General features: G+C 68.6%; 11 protein-coding genes. 5 read left to right on the plus strand and 6 right to left on the minus strand.

Annotation, left to right across the window (positions count from 1 at the left end; genetic code table 11):
• Positions 1 to 128 precede the first annotated feature (128 nt).
• Positions 129 to 2,879 (minus strand): bifunctional [glutamate--ammonia ligase]-adenylyl-L-tyrosine phosphorylase/[glutamate--ammonia-ligase] adenylyltransferase, encoded by a 2,751-nt coding sequence (gene glnE, locus AC1ZQA_RS15190; RefSeq protein ID WP_482677675.1) that lies wholly within the window; start codon positions 2,877 to 2,879, stop codon positions 129 to 131.
• A 198-nt stretch (positions 2,880 to 3,077) separates the two neighbouring features.
• Here glnE and AC1ZQA_RS15195 point away from each other — a divergent pair, with 198 nt between their 5' ends.
• Together AC1ZQA_RS15195 and AC1ZQA_RS15200 are read left to right on the plus strand one after the other, a co-directional pair.
• Positions 3,078 to 7,331 carry a YhdP family phospholipid transporter gene (locus tag AC1ZQA_RS15195; RefSeq protein WP_482677676.1) on the plus strand — a complete coding sequence of 1,418 codons (4,254 nt, stop codon included), beginning with the start codon at positions 3,078 to 3,080 and terminating at the stop codon, positions 7,329 to 7,331.
• A 37-nt stretch (positions 7,332 to 7,368) separates the two neighbouring features.
• Positions 7,369 to 8,172, plus strand: coding sequence for a carbon-nitrogen hydrolase family protein (locus AC1ZQA_RS15200; RefSeq protein ID WP_482677677.1), 804 nt, complete (start codon positions 7,369 to 7,371; stop codon positions 8,170 to 8,172).
• 12 nt (positions 8,173 to 8,184) lie between these two features.
• Here the strand turns inward: AC1ZQA_RS15200 and AC1ZQA_RS15205 are convergent, their stop codons facing one another.
• Genes AC1ZQA_RS15205 through AC1ZQA_RS15215 form a run of 3 tightly spaced genes read right to left on the minus strand, consistent with a single transcriptional unit; the run spans position 8,185 to position 11,400 of the window.
• Positions 8,185 to 9,588, minus strand: coding sequence for an aminopeptidase P N-terminal domain-containing protein (locus AC1ZQA_RS15205; protein WP_482677678.1), 1,404 nt, complete (start codon positions 9,586 to 9,588; stop codon positions 8,185 to 8,187).
• Positions 9,589 to 9,622: 34 nt separating this feature from the next.
• On the minus strand, positions 9,623 to 10,354 hold the full coding sequence (gene murU, locus AC1ZQA_RS15210) for an N-acetylmuramate alpha-1-phosphate uridylyltransferase MurU (RefSeq protein ID WP_482677679.1): 732 nt from the start codon (positions 10,352 to 10,354) through the stop codon (positions 9,623 to 9,625).
• A 17-nt stretch (positions 10,355 to 10,371) separates the two neighbouring features.
• On the minus strand, positions 10,372 to 11,400 hold the full coding sequence (locus AC1ZQA_RS15215) for an aminoglycoside phosphotransferase family protein (RefSeq protein WP_482677680.1): 1,029 nt from the start codon (positions 11,398 to 11,400) through the stop codon (positions 10,372 to 10,374).
• A gap of 243 nt (positions 11,401 to 11,643) precedes the next feature.
• On the opposite strand from AC1ZQA_RS15215, the gene AC1ZQA_RS15220 reads away from it, so the two are divergent.
• From AC1ZQA_RS15220 to rsmA, 3 genes are all read left to right on the plus strand, one after another.
• Positions 11,644 to 13,905: an LPS-assembly protein LptD gene (locus AC1ZQA_RS15220; protein ID WP_482679346.1), complete on the plus strand. Its 2,262-nt coding sequence runs from the start codon at positions 11,644 to 11,646 to the stop codon at positions 13,903 to 13,905.
• A gap of 157 nt (positions 13,906 to 14,062) precedes the next feature.
• On the plus strand, positions 14,063 to 15,334 hold the full coding sequence (locus AC1ZQA_RS15225; RefSeq protein ID WP_482677681.1) for a peptidylprolyl isomerase: 1,272 nt from the start codon (positions 14,063 to 14,065) through the stop codon (positions 15,332 to 15,334).
• Positions 15,327 to 16,124 (plus strand): 16S rRNA (adenine(1518)-N(6)/adenine(1519)-N(6))-dimethyltransferase RsmA, encoded by a 798-nt coding sequence (rsmA, locus tag AC1ZQA_RS15230; protein WP_482677682.1) that lies wholly within the window; start codon positions 15,327 to 15,329, stop codon positions 16,122 to 16,124. Before AC1ZQA_RS15225 ends, rsmA begins: the two co-directional genes overlap by 8 nt.
• Positions 16,125 to 16,371: 247 nt before the next feature.
• On the opposite strand, the gene AC1ZQA_RS15235 is transcribed toward rsmA, so the two are convergent.
• Positions 16,372 to 16,818, minus strand: a complete 447-nt coding sequence (locus tag AC1ZQA_RS15235) for a barstar family protein (RefSeq protein ID WP_482679347.1) — start codon at positions 16,816 to 16,818, stop codon at positions 16,372 to 16,374.
• Complete coding sequence (locus AC1ZQA_RS15240) at positions 16,781 to 17,143, minus strand: guanyl-specific ribonuclease (protein ID WP_482679348.1); 363 nt, start codon at positions 17,141 to 17,143, stop codon at positions 16,781 to 16,783. Before AC1ZQA_RS15240 ends, AC1ZQA_RS15235 begins: the two co-directional genes overlap by 38 nt.
• Positions 17,144 to 17,185 lie beyond the last annotated feature (42 nt).

Below are 17,185 nucleotides of genomic sequence, written 5' to 3' on the forward strand. Positions count from 1 at the left end.
GATTTCCCATCCAGCGCCGTGCGGCTCGACGCGGTGCGGCTTGCTGCCGCAGCGTCTGATTCGTGGCGACAAGGGGAGGTCCGCGACTGGCGCCCGATGGCCCGGGGCGCGCAGCGCACGCGGATGGATCAGCTGCCCAGCGCCTGCGCTTGCGGCGCTTGCTCCACGCCCAGCTCGCCAAACACGGCGCGGGTGAGCGCCCGCACTGCGGCGCGTTCGGGCTGCAGGCTGTCTGCCGCCACGCGCGCCGCCTCGGCCCCGGCCAGACGTTCGCGGTGCTGGATGCGGCGCAGTTCGCGGTAGGCGTCTGCTGCGGGCCGCCCCACTCCCGCGGGCAACAGGCCCAGCGCCTCGGCCATGCCGATCAGCGCGATATTGCCCAGGTCGGCGGTGAGCTGGGGATAGTCGGCGGCATGCGCCAGCACCAGATACTGCACGGCAAATTCGACATCGACCATGCCGCCTGGGTCGTGCTTGACATCGAACAGCCCGCTGCGGTTGGGATGGCCGTCGGCCACCTTCTGCCGCATCGCCAGAATTTCGCTGCGCAGCGCGTCGCGGTCGCGCCGGGTGGTGAGCACCGCAGTGCGGATGGCCTCGAAGCGCGCGCCAATGGCCAGATCGCCGGCGCAGCAGCGGGCGCGGGTCAGCGCCTGGTGCTCCCAGGTCCACGCGGTATTGCTGCCGCGACCGCGCTGGTAGGCGTCGAACGCGTCCAGGCTTGTCACCAGCAGCCCGGCGTTGCCGTTGGGCCGCAGCCGGGTATCGATCTCGAACAGCCGACCGGCCGCCGTATGCGCGGTGAGCCACCACACCAGCTTGCGGGCGAAGGTGGCGTAGATGTCCTGCGCGTTGTCTGCCGGGTCGTCGTGGAGAAAGACGATGTCGAGGTCGCTGCCGTAGCCCAGCTCCTTGCCGCCGAGCTTGCCGTAGGCGATGACCGCGAACGCGGGCTGCTCGCGGTGGCGCTGCGGCAGTTCCTTCCAGCACCACTCCAGCGCGAGCTGCACCGTGGCGTCGGCCAGCGCGGAGAGCTCATCGGCCACCTGCTCGACCTTGATCAGCCCGGCCAGATCGCGCGACAGGGTGCGGAACATCTCGGCATGGAAACTCTGCCGCAGCAGGTCCATGCCCTCGCCCGCGTCCCAGCGCCCGCGCTCGCTCAGCTGCGCGTAATGCCGCAGCAGTTCCAGGCGATAGGCTGCGGCATTGAAGCGCTCGCTCGCCGGGCTGATGAGCTCGTCGACCACGGCGGGATGGCGCTTGATGTAGTCCGCCGCCCAGGCCGAGGTTTCGAGCACGTTGCACAGTCGTGCCAGCGCGGCCGGCTGCTCGGCGAAAAACGCCAGATAGGTTTCGCGCCGACCGATGGCCTCGAGCAGGTCGATGATGCGGCTCAGGCACACCTCGGCAGTGGGACGCTCGGCGGCCATGCCGATCACACGGTCGAGCACGCGCAGCAGCCGCAACCGCCCGGTTTCGCTCAACGCACCATAGCGCGGCGAGGCTTCGAGCGCCTTGAGCCGCGCGACAATGGTGTCGTGCGCCAGCCCGGCCTTGGCCAGGCGGTGGCGCACCGCGTCCATGGTCTCCGGCGGCTTGCTGCAGCCGGTGCACTGCGGGCCGTTGTGCAGCAGGGCGTCGAACTCGCTGGCGACGAATTCGCGCACATTGTCGAGTTCGCGCAGCAGCTTGCATCCCCGGGGACAGCCGGTGCGCTGCCCGGCGGCATCGTCAACGAAGCCCATGGCCCAGGCCAGTGCCTGCAGATCGGCGTCCTCGGACGGCATGCTGTGGGTCTGTGCATCGTCGAGATACTGGATGCGATGCTCCAGCCGCCGCAGGAAGCGGTAGCTGGCGGCCAGCCGCTCGGCGGATTCGGCCTGCAGCAGGCCGTTTCGCACCAGCAGCGCAAGCGCGGGCAGGGTGGCGCGCTCGCGGATCTGCGGCATGCGCCCGCCGCGCACCACCTGCAGCAGTTGCACGGTGAATTCAATTTCGCGGATGCCGCCGCGGCCGAGCTTGACATCGTTGGCTTTGTCGGGCCGTGCGGCGGCGCGTTTGGTCGCCTCTGCGCGAATCTGCCGGTGCAGCGCGCGCAGCGCCTCGAGCATGCCGAAGTCGAGATAGCGCCGCCAGACAAACGGTTCCACCACGCCTTCGAGCGCCTGCGCCGCGCGTGCGGCAGCCGGGGTGTCCAGTGGCGAGACCACGCGCGACTTCAGCCAGGCAAACCGCTCCCATTCGCGCCCCTGCACCAGAAAGTATTCCTCGAGCATGGCCAGGCTGACCACCGGCGGGCCACTGTCGCCATTGGGCCGCAGGCGGGTATCCACGCGAAACACGAAGCCGTCTGCCGTGACATCGGACAGCAGCGGCACGAAGGCGCGCACCACGCGGCCGAAATACTCGCGGTTGCTCAGGGAGACCGGGCCGTCGGTCTCGCCGTCGTCGTCATACACGAACACCAGATCGATGTCGGACGACACATTGAGCTCGCGCCCGCCCAGCTTGCCCATGCCGACCACGAGGAACTGAGCCACCTCGCCCCCCGCAGTGCGCGGCACGCCAAAGCGCGGTTGCAACTCGGCATGCGCCGCGCGCAGCCCGGCGGCCACCACGCTTTCGGCCAGATCGCTGATGCCGATGCAGATGGCCTCGAGCGGCGCCCCGGCCAGATCGGCCTCGATCAGCCGCAGCATCAGCGCGTTGCGCACCCGGCGCAGCGCGGTGGGCAGCGCCGCACCCGACTGCTGCAGCGCGGCAGTGGCGGCGTCGAGCGCGGCGCGGCCCGGGATGCCCTGCGGCCACAACGCCAGCACATCGTCGAACCGACCGGCATGGCGGCGATAAAAACGGGAAAACTGCGGCAACTCCATCGACTCGACCTGACCACTGCAAAAGATGGCGCAGCATATTCCAGCCCTGCTGGGGCTGCACTGGCTTGAGTGAGAGTTTGACGCCGACGCGCTGGAATCCGTGACGACCAGCAATCTGCGCCGTTTCATGGCAGCGGGATGCAGGCGATTGACTACCATCGAAGGCGTCATTCTTCCCTGCTCCGCGCCCCGCTTCCCTTGTCCTGGCTCCATCTCTCGCTGCGCGCCGCCACCCGCATCTGGGAAGCGGCTGTTCTGCTCGTGCTGACGGTGTATTTCGTGCTCGGCCTGGGGCTGCTGACGCTGCGCTACGCGGTATTGCCCAATGCGCAACAGCTGCGCCCGTGGGTGGAACAGGCCAGCAGCAGCGCGCTGGGGCTGCCGGTGCACATCGGTGCGATCCGCACCCAGTGGAACGGCCTGATGCCGCAGTTTGCGCTGCACGATGTGCGCATCGACGGCCCGCAGGGGCGGCCCGCGCTGCAGTTCGCCGCGGTCGAAGCCGCGCCGAGCTGGAAAAGCCTCACCCGCCTGACGCTCAGCTTCGACCAGTTGGTGATCCGCGGCGCCAACCTCACCATCACCCGCCCCGATGCCGACCATCTGGACATCGGCGGCATCCGCATCGCGCTGTCCGCAGCCGGCAGGAACGACGCGGCGCAGCAGTTCGCCGACTGGCTGTTCGAGCAGAACGAAATCCTGATCCTCGACAGCCGCCTGACCTGGGTGAACGCCGCGCAGCACGCGCCGCCGCTGCCGCTCTCAAAGGTCAACATCCTGCTGCGCAACACCCTGCTCACCCACCGCGCCGCGCTCACCGCCACGCCGCCTGCGGGCTTTGGCGGCCCGATCGATCTGCGCGCGAACTTCCATCAGCCGCTGTTCCTGCGCCACACCGCCGACTTCGCGCGCTGGAAGGGCCAGCTCTACGGCGAGGTGTTGGGCGTCGATCTGGCGGCGTTGCAACCCCAGTTGCCGCTGACTCTGCCGGTCAGCACCCAGACCGGGCGCGGCTCGGTACGCGCCTGGGCGCAGGTCAACGATGGCGCGCCGGCCGCGCTGACTGCCGATCTGGCGCTGCGCGGCGTGGCGATCCAGCTTGCACAGGCCACGGCCCCCGAGCCCCTGCGCGCCACCGCCGCGCTGCCGCCCTTCGCACTCGACAGCCTGAGCACCCGCATGACCTGGGCGCCGCTTCCCGGCGGTGAGGACGCCAGTCTGCAGAACCTGCAATTCCGCACCGCGCAAGGCCAGACCCTGGCGCCTGTCACCGTGAACTGGCGCTGGCAACAACCCAAGGGCGGCACGACGCAGGCCCGGCTGGAGACCGGCGCGCTCGACCTGGGCGCGCTGTCCGCGCTGGCGCAGCGACTGCCGCTGCCTGCGCTGTGGCATGCGCGCCTGACCGCGCTGCAGCCGCAGGGGCGGCTTCTTCGCTTCAGCGCGCAGGCCAGTTGGCCCAAGGGCACGGCGCCCACCGGCCCGCCGTCCACATACAGCGTGCAGACCCAGTTCGCCGACCTGCACTGGAACAGCCCCGCCGGGCTGGGAGAGCAAACCCCGCCGGCCGACCCGCAGCCACTGATCAACCAAGGCAAGGACGCGGCCAAGGCGCTGCAACTGCCTGCCGATCTGCCCGGCGTCAACGGCCTGAGCGGCTCGCTGAGCGCCAGCCAATCGGGCGGCAAGGCGCAGCTCACCATGAACAAGGGCGGACTCGACCTGCCGCTGGTCTTCGCCCCCGCGCGGCTGGGCTTCGAGAACCTGCAGGCCGATCTCGACTGGACGCGCGATGCCAAAGGGAACTGGCAGATCAGCACGCAGCGATTGACCTTCGACAATGACGACGCCGCGGGTCGGGCGCGCCTGATCTGGCGCAGCGCGCCGGGACGCCTGGGCAGCCTGGATCTGCAGGGCCAGCTCACCCGCGCCGACGCCCGCGCGGTGTGGCGTTACCTGCCCATCGACATCCCCCTGCACACCCGCGACTATCTGCGCAGCGCCATCGCCGCGGGCAGCGCGCGGCAGGTGGACTTCACGGTCAAGGGGCAGGTGGAGAACTTTCCGTTCGACACGCCTGCCAAGGGCGGCACCTTCCAGGTGAGCGCGCAGATCGAGAACGGCGTGTTCAACTACGCACCGCGCGCTGTCCTGCCGCAGGGCGAAACCGCCAACCCCGACGCCGTGCATGCCAATGCCCTCTGGCCGGAGTTCACGCAGGTGAACGGCACGTTGCTGGTCACCTCGCACAGTCTGGAGGTGCGCAATGTCTCGGCGCAGGCGTATGGCGCGCGCATCACGGCGGTGAATGGCAGTCTGCCTTCCTTTCACGACGGCATACTGAGCATCAGCGGCAAGGCGCAGGCGCCCGCAACCGACGCGCTGCGCTACCTCATCGACAGCCCGATCAACGAACGGCTCGACGGCGTGTTCGACACCGTGCAGGCGCAAGGGCCGATCGCTCTGAACATCGCCCTGAAGTTGCCTCTGAACGACCTCCGCGCAGCAACCCTCAAGGGCCAGGCCACGCTGCAGGGTGTGGACGTGCGCTGGAGCCGCGATCTGCCGCCCTTCGCCAAGGTGCGCGGCACGGTGGATTTCAGCCACGCCGGCTTCAACCTCGCGCTGAATGCGCCCGACGTGCTGGGTGGCCCGGTCGCGCTGCGCGGCGGGCAGCAGCAGGGGCAGCCGCTGCAGTTGCAGGCCAGCGGCAGCTTCAGCGGCGCCGGCCTGCGCACCGCCGACCAGGACTGGATGCAGACCCTCGGCAAGGTGCTGCAGGGTCAGGCACCCTACACCCTGAACATCACCCAGCAGCGCGGCGCGCCCGAGGCCGCGCTGGAGTTGCGCAGCAATCTGGTGGGCGCCCGCATCGACCTGCCCGCACCGCTGGGCAAACCCGCGGCCGCCGCCCAATCGCTGCTCTATACCCGCACCCCGCTGCCGCCCGGCCCCGAGGGCGCGCGGCGCAATGTGGTGCGGATCGATCTGGGCGGCATCGCCCAGGCGCGGTATGTCATCGAGGAGCCGCCTGCAGCGGCGGCGGCTCCCTCCCAACCTCCCCCACCGGGTGGGGGCGGGGCGAGCACCCCCAATGACTTCCGCGTGCTCAGCGGTGGGCTGGCCATTGGCCCGCAGGCGGCGCTGCCGCAACCCTCCACTTCCGTGCAGGCCAATGTGCGCCTGCCCGCGCTCGATCTGGATGCCTGGGAAGCCGCGCTCAAACCCTTGCTTCCCGAGGGTTCGACGCAGACCCCCGTGGTGTTCCGCGCAGGCAATGACCGTGGCCTGACCGCGCTGCTGCCCACCACGGCGGCACTCGACATCGGCCGTCTGACCGTGATGCACCGCGTGATCAATCAGGTGGTGATCGGCGGCAGCCGCAATGGCGATCTGCTGCAGGCCAATGTGAATGCGCAACAGCTCACGGGCTATCTGGGCTGGCAGATCGGCAGCGGCAACAACCCGGGCACCCTGAGCGCCCGGCTGGCGCGGCTGGAACTGCCCAAGTCCAGCGACTCGGACGTGGAGCATCTGTTCGACGAGCAACCCAAGAGCATTCCGGCGCTGGACATCGTGGCCGACAATGTCGATCTGCACGGCCACCACTTCGACCGCCTGGACGTGCAGGCGGTCAACCGCGGCCGGGTCGACGGCAGCAAGGAGTGGCAGCTCACCCGTTTTGCGCTCATCGGCCCAGGCGGAGCGCTCACCGGCAGCGGCAGCTGGACCGCGCTGGGCACGCAGCTCACCGCGCCGGGCAGCGCCGATTCCACCTCGCCCGCGCGACGCAGCGCGATGCAGTTCAAGCTCGCCATCTCGGATGCCGGTGACCTGCTCGCCACCCTGGGCAAGCCCGGGCTGCTCAAGGGCGGCAAGGGCGAGATCACCGGCCATCTGGCCTGGCTGGGCTCACCACTCAGTCTGGACTTTCCGAGCATGGACGGACAGTTCACGCTGCAGCTTGGGCAAGGCCAGTTTCTCAAGGCCGATCCGGGCATCGCCAAGCTGCTGGGCGTGCTCAGTCTGCAAAGCCTGCCGCGCCGCTTCACCCTGGACTTCCGCGACCTGTTTTCCTCGGGCTTCGCATTCGACAAGGTGGGCGCCGATGTCACGGTGAAGAATGGCGTGGCCAGCACCAGCGATTTCCGCATGAGCGGCGTGGCCGCCAGTGTGCGCATCGACGGCAGCACCAACCTCGCCACCGAGACGCAGAACCTGCGCGTGGTCGTGGTGCCCAACATCAACGCCGGTGCAGCCTCGCTGGCCTATGCCCTGGTCAACCCGGTCATCGGCCTGGGCACCTTTCTGGCGCAATACATCGCCCGCGAGCCGCTGGCGCGCGCCTTCACCCATGTGTACGACATCACAGGCACCTGGCTGACGCCCAACGTCACCGAAGTCGCGCTGGACGCGCCCAAACCCGGCGGCGCCACACCGGCAGCGCCCTGAAGTAAGCTGGCGCAGTCCATCATCCCACCGCCCCGCCATGAAAGTCGCCGCCCTCCAGATGGTTTCCGGCACCTCGGTTACCGCCAATCTGCAACGCGCAGACCAGCTGCTCGCCCAGGCCGCAGCCCAGCAAGCGCGCCTGGCCGTGCTGCCCGAATACTTCTGCCTGATGGGACAGACCGACACCGACAAGGTGCGCGTGCGCGAACAACTCGGCAGCGGCCCGATCCAGGACTTTCTCGCCGACGCCGCGCGCCGCCACGGCCTGTGGCTGGTCGGCGGCACGCTGCCGCTCGAAGACCCAGACCCGCAGCGCGTGCGCAACACCACGCTGGTGTTCAACCCCGCGGGCGAGCAGGTTGCGCGCTACGACAAAATCCACCTGTTCACCTTCGAGCGCGGCGCCGAGCGCTACGCCGAGGCCGACAGCATCACCCCCGGCACCCAGCTGGTCGCATTCGACTGCGAGGGCCTGCGCATCGGCCTGGCGATCTGCTACGACCTGCGCTTTCCCGAGCTGTTCCGCGCGCTGTCGCAGCCCGCGGCATGTGACCTGTTCCTCCTGCCCGCCGCCTTCACCCACACCACGGGCGAGAAGCATTGGGAAGTGCTGCTGCGCGCCCGCGCGATCGAGAACCTGGCGTATGTCGCAGCCAGCGCGCAGGGCGGGGTACACGAGAATGGCCGCCGCACCTGGGGCCACAGCATGATCGTCGATCCCTGGGGCGAAGTGCTGGCGATGCAGGCCGAGGGCGAGGCCGTGGTCACCGCGACCATCGACCCGCAGCGCATCGCCCGCCACCGCGCCAGCCTGCCGGCGCTGCAGCACCGCGTGCTTTGACCGCAGCGGCGCTCAGCGCATCACCGCCTCGATGTCGGCCACCGTCTTCGGTGCGGCGGCGGTGAGGACTTCGCAGGGCTGGCCTGCGGCGCGGATGGCCACGTCGTCCTCGATGCGGATGCCGATGCCGTGGAACGCAGCGGGCAGATCGTCTGCGGCGCGCACATACAGCCCCGGCTCGATGGTCAGCACCATGTTCTCGTGCAGGATGCGCGACGGGCGCTTGCGGTTGCCGTCGGGCTGGATTTCCACAGTCTCGCCCGGCTCGGCGTAGTCGCCGCAGTCGTGCACGTCCATGCCCATCCAGTGGCTGGTGCGGTGCATGTAAAAGCGCTTGTACGTGCCGGTGGCGATCACACCATCGACATCGCTGGCCTTGCTGCGATCGATCAGGCCGTGGTCGAGCAGCCCCTGCGCGAGCACGCGCAGCGCGGCGTCGTGCGGGTCGGTGAAGCGCGCGCCGTCCACCGCGGCGTCCAGCGCGGCCTGCTGCGCGGCCAGGACCACGTCGTACAGCGCGCGCTGCGCGCCGCTGAAGCGGCCGTCGGCGGGAAAGGTACGGGTGATGTCGCTGGCGTAGCCGTCGAGTTCGCACGCGGCGTCGATCAGCACCAGGTCGCCCGCGCGCACCGGCGCGTCGCTGGCGCGGTAGTGCAGCACGCAGGCGTTGGCGCCGGCGGCAACGATGGAGCCGTAGGCGGGGGCCTGCGACCCGCCGTGGCGGAAGGTGTGCAGCAGTTCGGCTTCGAGGTGGTATTCGCGCAAGCCCTGCGGCGGCGGCTGGCGCAGGCCGCGGCTGCTGGCCTGCATCGCGCGAATGTGGGCCGTGGCGGAAATCGTGCAGGCGCGGCGGATGGTGTCGAGCTCGTACGCATCCTTGAACAGCCGCATCTCATCGAGCACGGCGCACAGATCGTGCTGGGTGTGCGGCGCGGTGACCCCGGCGCGGGCCTGCGCACGCACAGCGGCCAGCCAGCGCGCGATCTGCGCCTCGAACCCGGGCTGCACCGCGAACGGCCACCACACCGCGGGCTGGTCGGCGAGCAGCTTGGGCAGTTCGGTGTCGAGGCTGTCGATCGACAGCGCGGCGTCGAAGCCGAAGGCCTCGCGCGCGGCCTCCGGGCCCCAGCGCAAGCCGTCCCAGATCTCGCGCTCCATGTCCTTGTCACGGCAGAACAGCACGCTGCGGCTCTGCCCGCAGGCGCTGGCCTGCAGCACCAGCAGGCTGTGCGGCTCGATGAAACCGGTGAGGTAGTAGAAGTAGCTGTCGTGACGGTAGGGATAGTCGGCGTCGCGGTTGCGCAGGGCTTCGGGCGCAGTGGGCAGCACGGCCACCCCGCCGCCGGCTGCGGCAAGCTGGCGAACGACTTGGGCGCGGCGCGCGGCGCAACGGGCAAGCAGATTGGGATCGGGCATGGCGGGTCAGGAAACGTCGAAAAGGAGGAAAAGCCTAGTCCGCTCGGCGCGGCGCGCCGGGCGCAGGGTCTTGCGCGGCGTGGGTCAGCGCGGCGTCGAGCGCGGCCAGTTGCTCTGGCGTGCCGATGTTGTGCCATGCGCCGCTGAACAGCTCGCCGCTCACCCGCCCGGCGTCCGCCGCGGCGTACAGCCAGGGGAACAGCTTCCACGCCTGCGCCTGCGGCTGACCGGCGAACAGCGCGGGATGGAACACCCCGATATTGCCGTAGTTCAGCCGCGCGCCGTCGCGCCGGATGCGGCCTTGCGCGTCCAGCCCCATGTCGCCATCTGGGTTGTGTTCGGGGTTGGGGGTGAGCACGAGGTGGGCTGCGGTGTGCTGCGGGTCGGCGGCGATCCGCCGGGCGACGGACTGCAGGCGGGCGTAGTCGAAGGTGGTGTAGATGTCGCCGCTCACGACGACGAACGGTTCGTCGCCGAGCAGCGGCAGCGCGGTGGAAATGCCGCCGCCGGTCTCATACGCATCGGCAGGCTCGGGCGAATAGCGCAGCCGCACACCAAAGGCATGGCCATCGCCGAGCGCCGCCGGGATGTGCGCGCCCAGCCAGCCGGTGTTGATCACGATGTCGCGCCAGCCGCCTGCGGCCAGCCGCTCGATCTGCCACTGGATCAGCGGCTTGCCACCCACGCGCAACAGCGGCTTGGGGCAGGTGTCGGTGAGCGGGCGCATGCGCTGGCCGCGACCGGCGGCGAGGATCATCGCGTGCATGGCTGGCCGCAGCGCGCTCAGAAGGTATAGCCCACCTGCGGGCTGCGCTGCTCGATCTGGTCGAGCAGTTGCAGCAAGGGCTTGAAGGCGCCGTAGCGCGCCGCGACCAGCCGGGTGTGCTGCAGCACCACGGGCAGGTCGCCGAGGTATTGCGCCTTGCCGTCGCGGTGATGCAGGCGGGCGAAAATGCCCAGCACCTTGAGCGCGCGCTGCAGGCCCATCCAGTCGAGGTCGCGGTAAAAGTCGGCGGCATCGGCGGCCACCGGCAGTCCGGCCTTGCGTGCGCGTTCCCAGTAGCGGATCGCCCAGTCGAGCTGCTGTTCCTCGGGCCAGGCGATGTAGGCATCGCGCAGCAGCGAGACCAGGTCATAGGTGATCGGCCCGATCACCGCGTCCTGAAAGTCGAGCACCCCGGGGTTGCGCTCGGGCGTGACCATCAGATTGCGGCTGTGCCAGTCGCGGTGCACCAGCACCTGCGGCTGTGCCAGGTTGTTGTCGATCAGCGCGGCGAACACGCGCTGCAGCGCACTGCGCTGCGCGTCGGTGAGCGCATGGCCGTGGTGTTTATGCACGAACCACTCGGGGAAGAGGTCGAGCTCGCGCTGCAGCAACGCGCGGTCATAGGCGGGCACCACGCCCGCGCCGTCGATGCGCTGCAGCGCAACCAAAGCGGACAGCGCGTCGCGCATCAGCGCATCGGCGCGGTCGGGCTGCGCGGTGATGGCCTGCAGATACGTGGTCGAGCCCAGGTCGGACAGCAGCACGAAACCCTGCTCCTCGTCGCGGTCGAGCACCAGCGGCACCTGCACGCCGCCAGCGGCCAGCAGCGCGGCAACGCGCACGAACGGCCGCACGTTTTCCATCGGCGGCGGCGCGTCCATCACGATCAAGGTGCCGCCGTCCGCCGCGATGCGGAAGTAGCGACGAAAACTCGCATCGCTCGATGCGGGCTGCAGGCTCTCGGGCTGCAGGCCATGCTGCGGGGCAATGCCCTGCAGCCAGTGTTCAAGTGCCTGCGCGCGTGGATTCGAAGATGGGGAGGACATGGGGTGGAGGCAACCGGTGCAGGGAGGACGCGCTCCCTATAATCCGCTGGCATTTTAGGCATCGCTGCGCGCGGCCAGACGCCGGGCTTCGGCGCTGCTCAGGTTCGTGGCGACTGCACCGACGTCTCCGCCGCCATCCGCCCGATTCCCGTGCCTCTCCACTTCTCGCCCCGTTCCCCGCGCCCGCGCGCTGCGGGGCCGTGCGGATGCGTCGGTCATGCGCTGCGTCTCACCCCCTTGGCGGTGACACTCGCCCTGTGCTGGGCACAGTCGGCGCGCGCAGAACAGCCGGGCGCCGAGCCAACCGCCCCAGCCGCCCCCACCGCATCGGCGCCGCTGCAGCTCACCCCCAGCCTGGATCTGCTCCAGCGCCTGCCCGCCGATGCCGAGCCCTTCGAGCCGCTGTTCGTCATCGCCGACCGGATCACCGGGCAGAACAATGTGTATGTGCATGCCAGCGGCGACGTGCAGTTGCGCAAGCACAGCGTGGTGATCAAGGCCGACCGGCTGCGCTACTCCTTTGCCGAGAACGAGGCGGTGGCGCACGGCGATGTGCGCGTGCTGCGCGACGGCAATCTGTTCACCGGCCCGGCGCTGCGCATGCAACTCGACACCTACCGCGGCCAGATGCCCGACGCCAGTTATTCCTTTCGCGTCACCCAGGGCCACGGCCATGCCGACACCATCGACTTTCTCGGCCGCGAGCATGTGCAGGCCGACAACGCCACCTACACCACCTGCACCGCCAGCCCCGTGGACTGGTTCGTCCAGGCCACGCATCTCGACCTCAACCTGGCCGACAACACCGGGGTGGCACGCGACGCCCGCGTGGTGTTCAAGGGCGCCACCATTCTGCCGCTGCCCTACGCCAGCTTTCCGCTCAGCGATGCGCGCAAGTCCGGCTGGCTGCCGCCCACGCTGGGCGTGGACAGCCGCAACGGCATCGACCTGGCCGTGCCGTATTACTGGAACATCGCGCCGAATTACGACGCCACGCTCACCCCCCGCATCATCCTGCGGCGCGGCTTCATGGGCAGCCTGGCCACGCGCTGGCTGCAGCCCACCTATTCCGGGCGCAGCCAGATCGACCTGCTGCCGTCCGACAGTGGCGACAGCGGCAGCAGCCGCTGGGCCGGGTATCTGCAGCAGAACGGCAACCTCGGCCACGGCCTGAGCTACGCGCTCAACTACCAGCAGGTGTCCGACGACAACTGGTGGCAGGATTTCGGCGGCGTCAACCCGGTCATCGGCGCCAACCGCACCCTGCCGCAGCAGGCCAGCCTGACCTACGGCCTGCCGCTGGGCTATATGCAACTCAGCGTCAACCGCTGGCAGACCCTGCAGAACACTGCGGCCCCCATCGGCGTGCCGTACAACCAGCAGCCGCAGCTCTACACCCATCTGCAGAGCGCGAACTACACCGGACCTTCCTGGCAGTTCGACGCGGCAGCAACCCGCTTCACCAACCCTACGGCGCTCTCCGGCGACCGCCTCTATCTCAACCCGCAGATCAGCTATCCGCTGGTGCGGCCCGGCGGCTTTGTCACCCCGAAACTGTCGTTCAACCTCACCCGCTACGTCACCGACACGCCCATGCCCGACGGCGCCACCACCGCCGACCGCGCCGTGCCCACCTTCAGCCTCGACAGCGGGCTGGTGTTCGAGCGCCGCACCCGGCTATTCGGCCGCGCCCTGACGCAGACGCTCGAGCCGCGCCTCTACTACGTCTACACCCCCTACCGCAACCAGCAGAACCTGCCGAACTTCGACAGCGCCGACCTCGACCTGAATCTGTCGACCATCTACACCGACAATGTGTTCTCGGGCAATGACCGCATCGCCGATGCGAACAACCTGACCGGCGGTGTCACCACGCGGCTGCTCGATCCGCAGACCGGGGTGGAGCTCGGGCGGCTGACCCTGGCGCAGCGGGTGCTGTTTTCGCCGCAGCGCGTGGTGCTCAGCGGCAACCCGGTCCCCGCCGGGCTGAACGACACCTTCGCGCTGGCCAGCGTCAATTTCGATGCGCACTGGAGTGCCAACGCCGCGCTGCAATACAACATGCGCCTGAGGCAGTCCCAGCAGATCGCCGCCGGCGCGCGCTGGTCGCCCGATGCGTACAAGACCGTGAGCACCAGCTACCTCTATCAGAGCGCGGCGTCCGGGCAGATTCCGCTGCGCTACATCAACACCGCGTGGCAATGGCAGCTCAGCCCGCGCTGGTACTCGGTGGGGCAGGCCAACTACAGCATTCTCGACAAGCGATTCAACGACGGTCTGCTTGGCTTCGAGTACGACGGCGGCTGCTGGGTCGGGCGCGTGGTGCTGCAGCGCAGCTCGCTCACTCCGGCCACGGCCTATACCCGCATCCTGTTCCAGCTCGAACTCGTCGGCTTTTCGCGTCTGGGAAACAACCCGATCTCTGCGCTCAAGCAGAATATCCCCGGCTATCAGATCCTCAAGCAATCCACCGCGCCCCCGAGCCGCTTTTCCAACTATGAATAAGTCCCGTCTGTCTCGCACCCTTCTGGCCGCCCTCCTGGCCACCGTCCTGGGGACTGTGTGTGTTTGTGCACATGCGCAGGGCCTGCGGTTGCCGCCGGGCTCGGGTGCGGGCGCCGGCTTGTCCGCCCCGGGGGCCGCGACCGCCGCCACGCCGCCGATGGCGGCTCCGCCGGCCATGCCGTCGAGCTTCGGCAGCACACGCTCCAGCGACGGCATCGCCGCCATTGTCGGCAATCAGGTGATCACCGACTACGACCTGCGTCTGCGCGTCGAGGCCACCCGCCAGCAGGCGCAGGCGGCCGGCGCCACCCTGCCGCCTGCCGCGCAACTGCGCACTCAGGTGCTGGGCCAGATGATCGACGAACTGGCGCTGGCCCAATATGCCGAGCAGATCGGCATGAATGTCAGCGCCGACACCATCGACCGCGCGGTGGCGCAGGTTGCCAGCAACAACAAGCTGACCGTGGCCGAATTGCGGCGGGAAATCGAACGCGAGGGCATGGGCTGGGCCACCTACCGCGATCAGCTCCAGCGCGAAATCCTCATCAGCCGCCTACGCGAGCGCACCATGGCCCAACTGCCCCCGGTCACGGAAAGCCAGATCGACGAGTTCCTCGCCAAGCAGAACGCCGCAGCCACCAGCGCGCAGGCGCAATACGACATTGCGCAGATCTTCCTGCCGGTGCCGCAGGGCGCCAGCCCCGAGCAGGTGGCCGCTGTCAAGCAAAAGATGGACGCCATCGCCGCCCAGCTCAAGGATGGCGCCAACTTTGCCCAGCTCGCCAAACAGGAATCGCAAGGCGAGGGCGCAAAGCAAGGTGGCGATCTGGGCATGCGCCCTGCCGATCGCCTGCCCACGCTGTTCGTGGACACCGTGCGCAATCTTCAGCCCGGCGAGGTCAGTCCTGTCATTCGCAGCGCCGCCGGCTTTCACATCCTCAAGCTGTTGAATGCGAGCGGTGAAGGCGCTGCGCCGACAACCGCGATGCAGAGCGATGTGCGCGAGATCGTGCTGCGCGCCTCGACCGATGCCGAGCGTGCCCGCGCCAGGGCGGAACTCGACGCCGTCGCACAGGCGGTGCAGAGCGGCAAGGTCAAATTCAGCGAAAAGGCGCGCGAACTGTCGCAAGATCCGGCAACTGCCGCCAAAGGCGGCGATCTCGGCTGGGTGTTGCCCGGACAGCTCGACCCCGTGCTTGACGCCGCGCTGGAGCGCCTCAACCCGGGCGATGTGTCCGCGCCCGTGGTGATGGGCAACAAGATGGTGCTGCTGCAACTGGTCGACCGCGCCGTGCGCCCCCTGGCCGAAGCGCAGAAACGCGCCCTGGCCAAGGAAGTGCTGCAGCGCCAGAAGGCGGCGCAGGATTTCGATGAGCTGGTGCGTGATGTGCGCGCCCGCACGTACGTGCACATCCCGGAAAATGACTGAGCGCAGGCGCGGCGCGGCGCAGACCTCACACGTCGCCCGCAAGCGCTTCGGGCAGCATTTCCTCATCGACCAGCAGATCATTCGAGCCATCGTCGACTGCATTCACCCGCAGCCTGGCGAGCGGCTCGTGGAAATCGGCCCCGGCCTGGGTGCCCTGACTCTGGCGCTGCTGCAGCGCATTCCGCATCTGGCCGCCGTGGAAATCGACCGCGATCTGGCCGCGCGCTGGCGCAGGCAGGCGCCTGACAGGGTCGAGCTGATCGAGGCGGATGCGCTGGACTTCGATTTCGCCAGTCTGGGCGCCGATCTGCGCATCGTCGGCAACCTGCCCTACAACATTTCCACGCCGCTGCTGTTCCACCTGATGGATGTCGCAGGCCAAGTGCGGGATCAGCACTTCATGCTGCAAAAAGAAGTGATCGACCGCATGGTGGCCGCCCCTGGCGGGCGCGACTTCGGGCGGCTGTCGGTCATGCTGCAGTGGCGCTACCGCATGGACAATCTGCTCGACGTGCCGCCCGAGGCCTTCGACCCGCCGCCCAAGGTCGACTCTGCCGTGGTGCGCATGGTGCCGCTGCCTGCGCACGCCCTGCCGGCCCTCGACCGCGGCGTGCTCTCGGCATTGGTGACGGCTGCGTTTTCGCAGCGCCGCAAGCTGCTGCGGCACAGCCTCGGCCCCTGGCTGGAACGCCAGGGCTTTGGCGGCCAGTTCGACCTGCAACGTCGCGCCGAGGAAGTCAGCACCGCGGAGTACGTTGCTCTGGCGCAGGCATTGCCAACGCAAGCCTGACCCCGACGTCGGTCTAGGGCCTTTTAACGCTATTGGTGCACCCGCGTTGCCCCTAGGCGGGGATGGATTAATCCAAATGAAACATGGCGCAGGGCGAACCGCCTTGCGCCATGTTCAGTTCAGGGGTGAGGCGTTCAAACCACCAGCTGCGCCCAGGCCCCTTCCCAGGGTGTGCAGACCTTGACGGCCTTGACTCTGGTTTCCGGTACCGCTTCGCCCCGCATCTCCTCCCGGCCAGGAGTGCGGGTTACAGAAAAGAATAGAAGACCCTGAAGGCAACGCCGCGCTCCGCCCAGAAATCGGCGGCATCACGGAACACGTCGAGCAGAGTTTCCCGCGCCTCCTTGTCGAAACGCTGCGTGGCGGGCAACTGTTCGAGCACGACCACCATGCCCGGCTGCGGCCCGCTGCCATGCACCACGTCGGTCAGACAGTCGTGCAGGGCGTCGAGGTTCTTGCCGAAGTGCTTCGGGAACTGGAAGGAACGCGCGATCGTTTCCAGCACCTCCTGCTTGGTGGTTGCCTCGGAAAGATTGGCGTAGAGAAAATGCTGGCCGGTCGTCTCGGCTGCGTCCTGCAGCTGGGCAACGCGGTAAGCCCGGATCGACTGCACGATATTGGGCCGCACTGACTTGAGCAGCACGGCGGGATCGGCATCATTTTGCGATGCGTCGGAAACTGGCATAGTGATCATTGGTGTAGTAACAGACTTCCGGATGGTGCTGGACTCCACCGCACACAATGCGGCGCGCCCCCCGGTTGCGGGCGCCTGGAGTCGAAACGGTGTATTCACGGTAATAGCCACGGCGTTTGGAGGGTAGAAGCCGTTCATAGTTTCCGAAGACGATGCCGTCTTTGTCGTAGGCGAACGGACCACCCTGTTCAATGCGCCGGAGCACATCACGCGCCTGCTCAGGCAGGTCGGCAACAGACACAACAGGAATCGCACCAGATTCGGCTGCCCGGTCAGGCAGTTCGCGGGCTTGCACCGAGGACAGGGCGGACCATTGCGCGGGCATCCATCCAGGCACCGCGAATGGCAGCGTGGCCAGCAGGAGTGC

The organism is Thiomonas sp. DCM-2, from assembly GCF_056820905.1.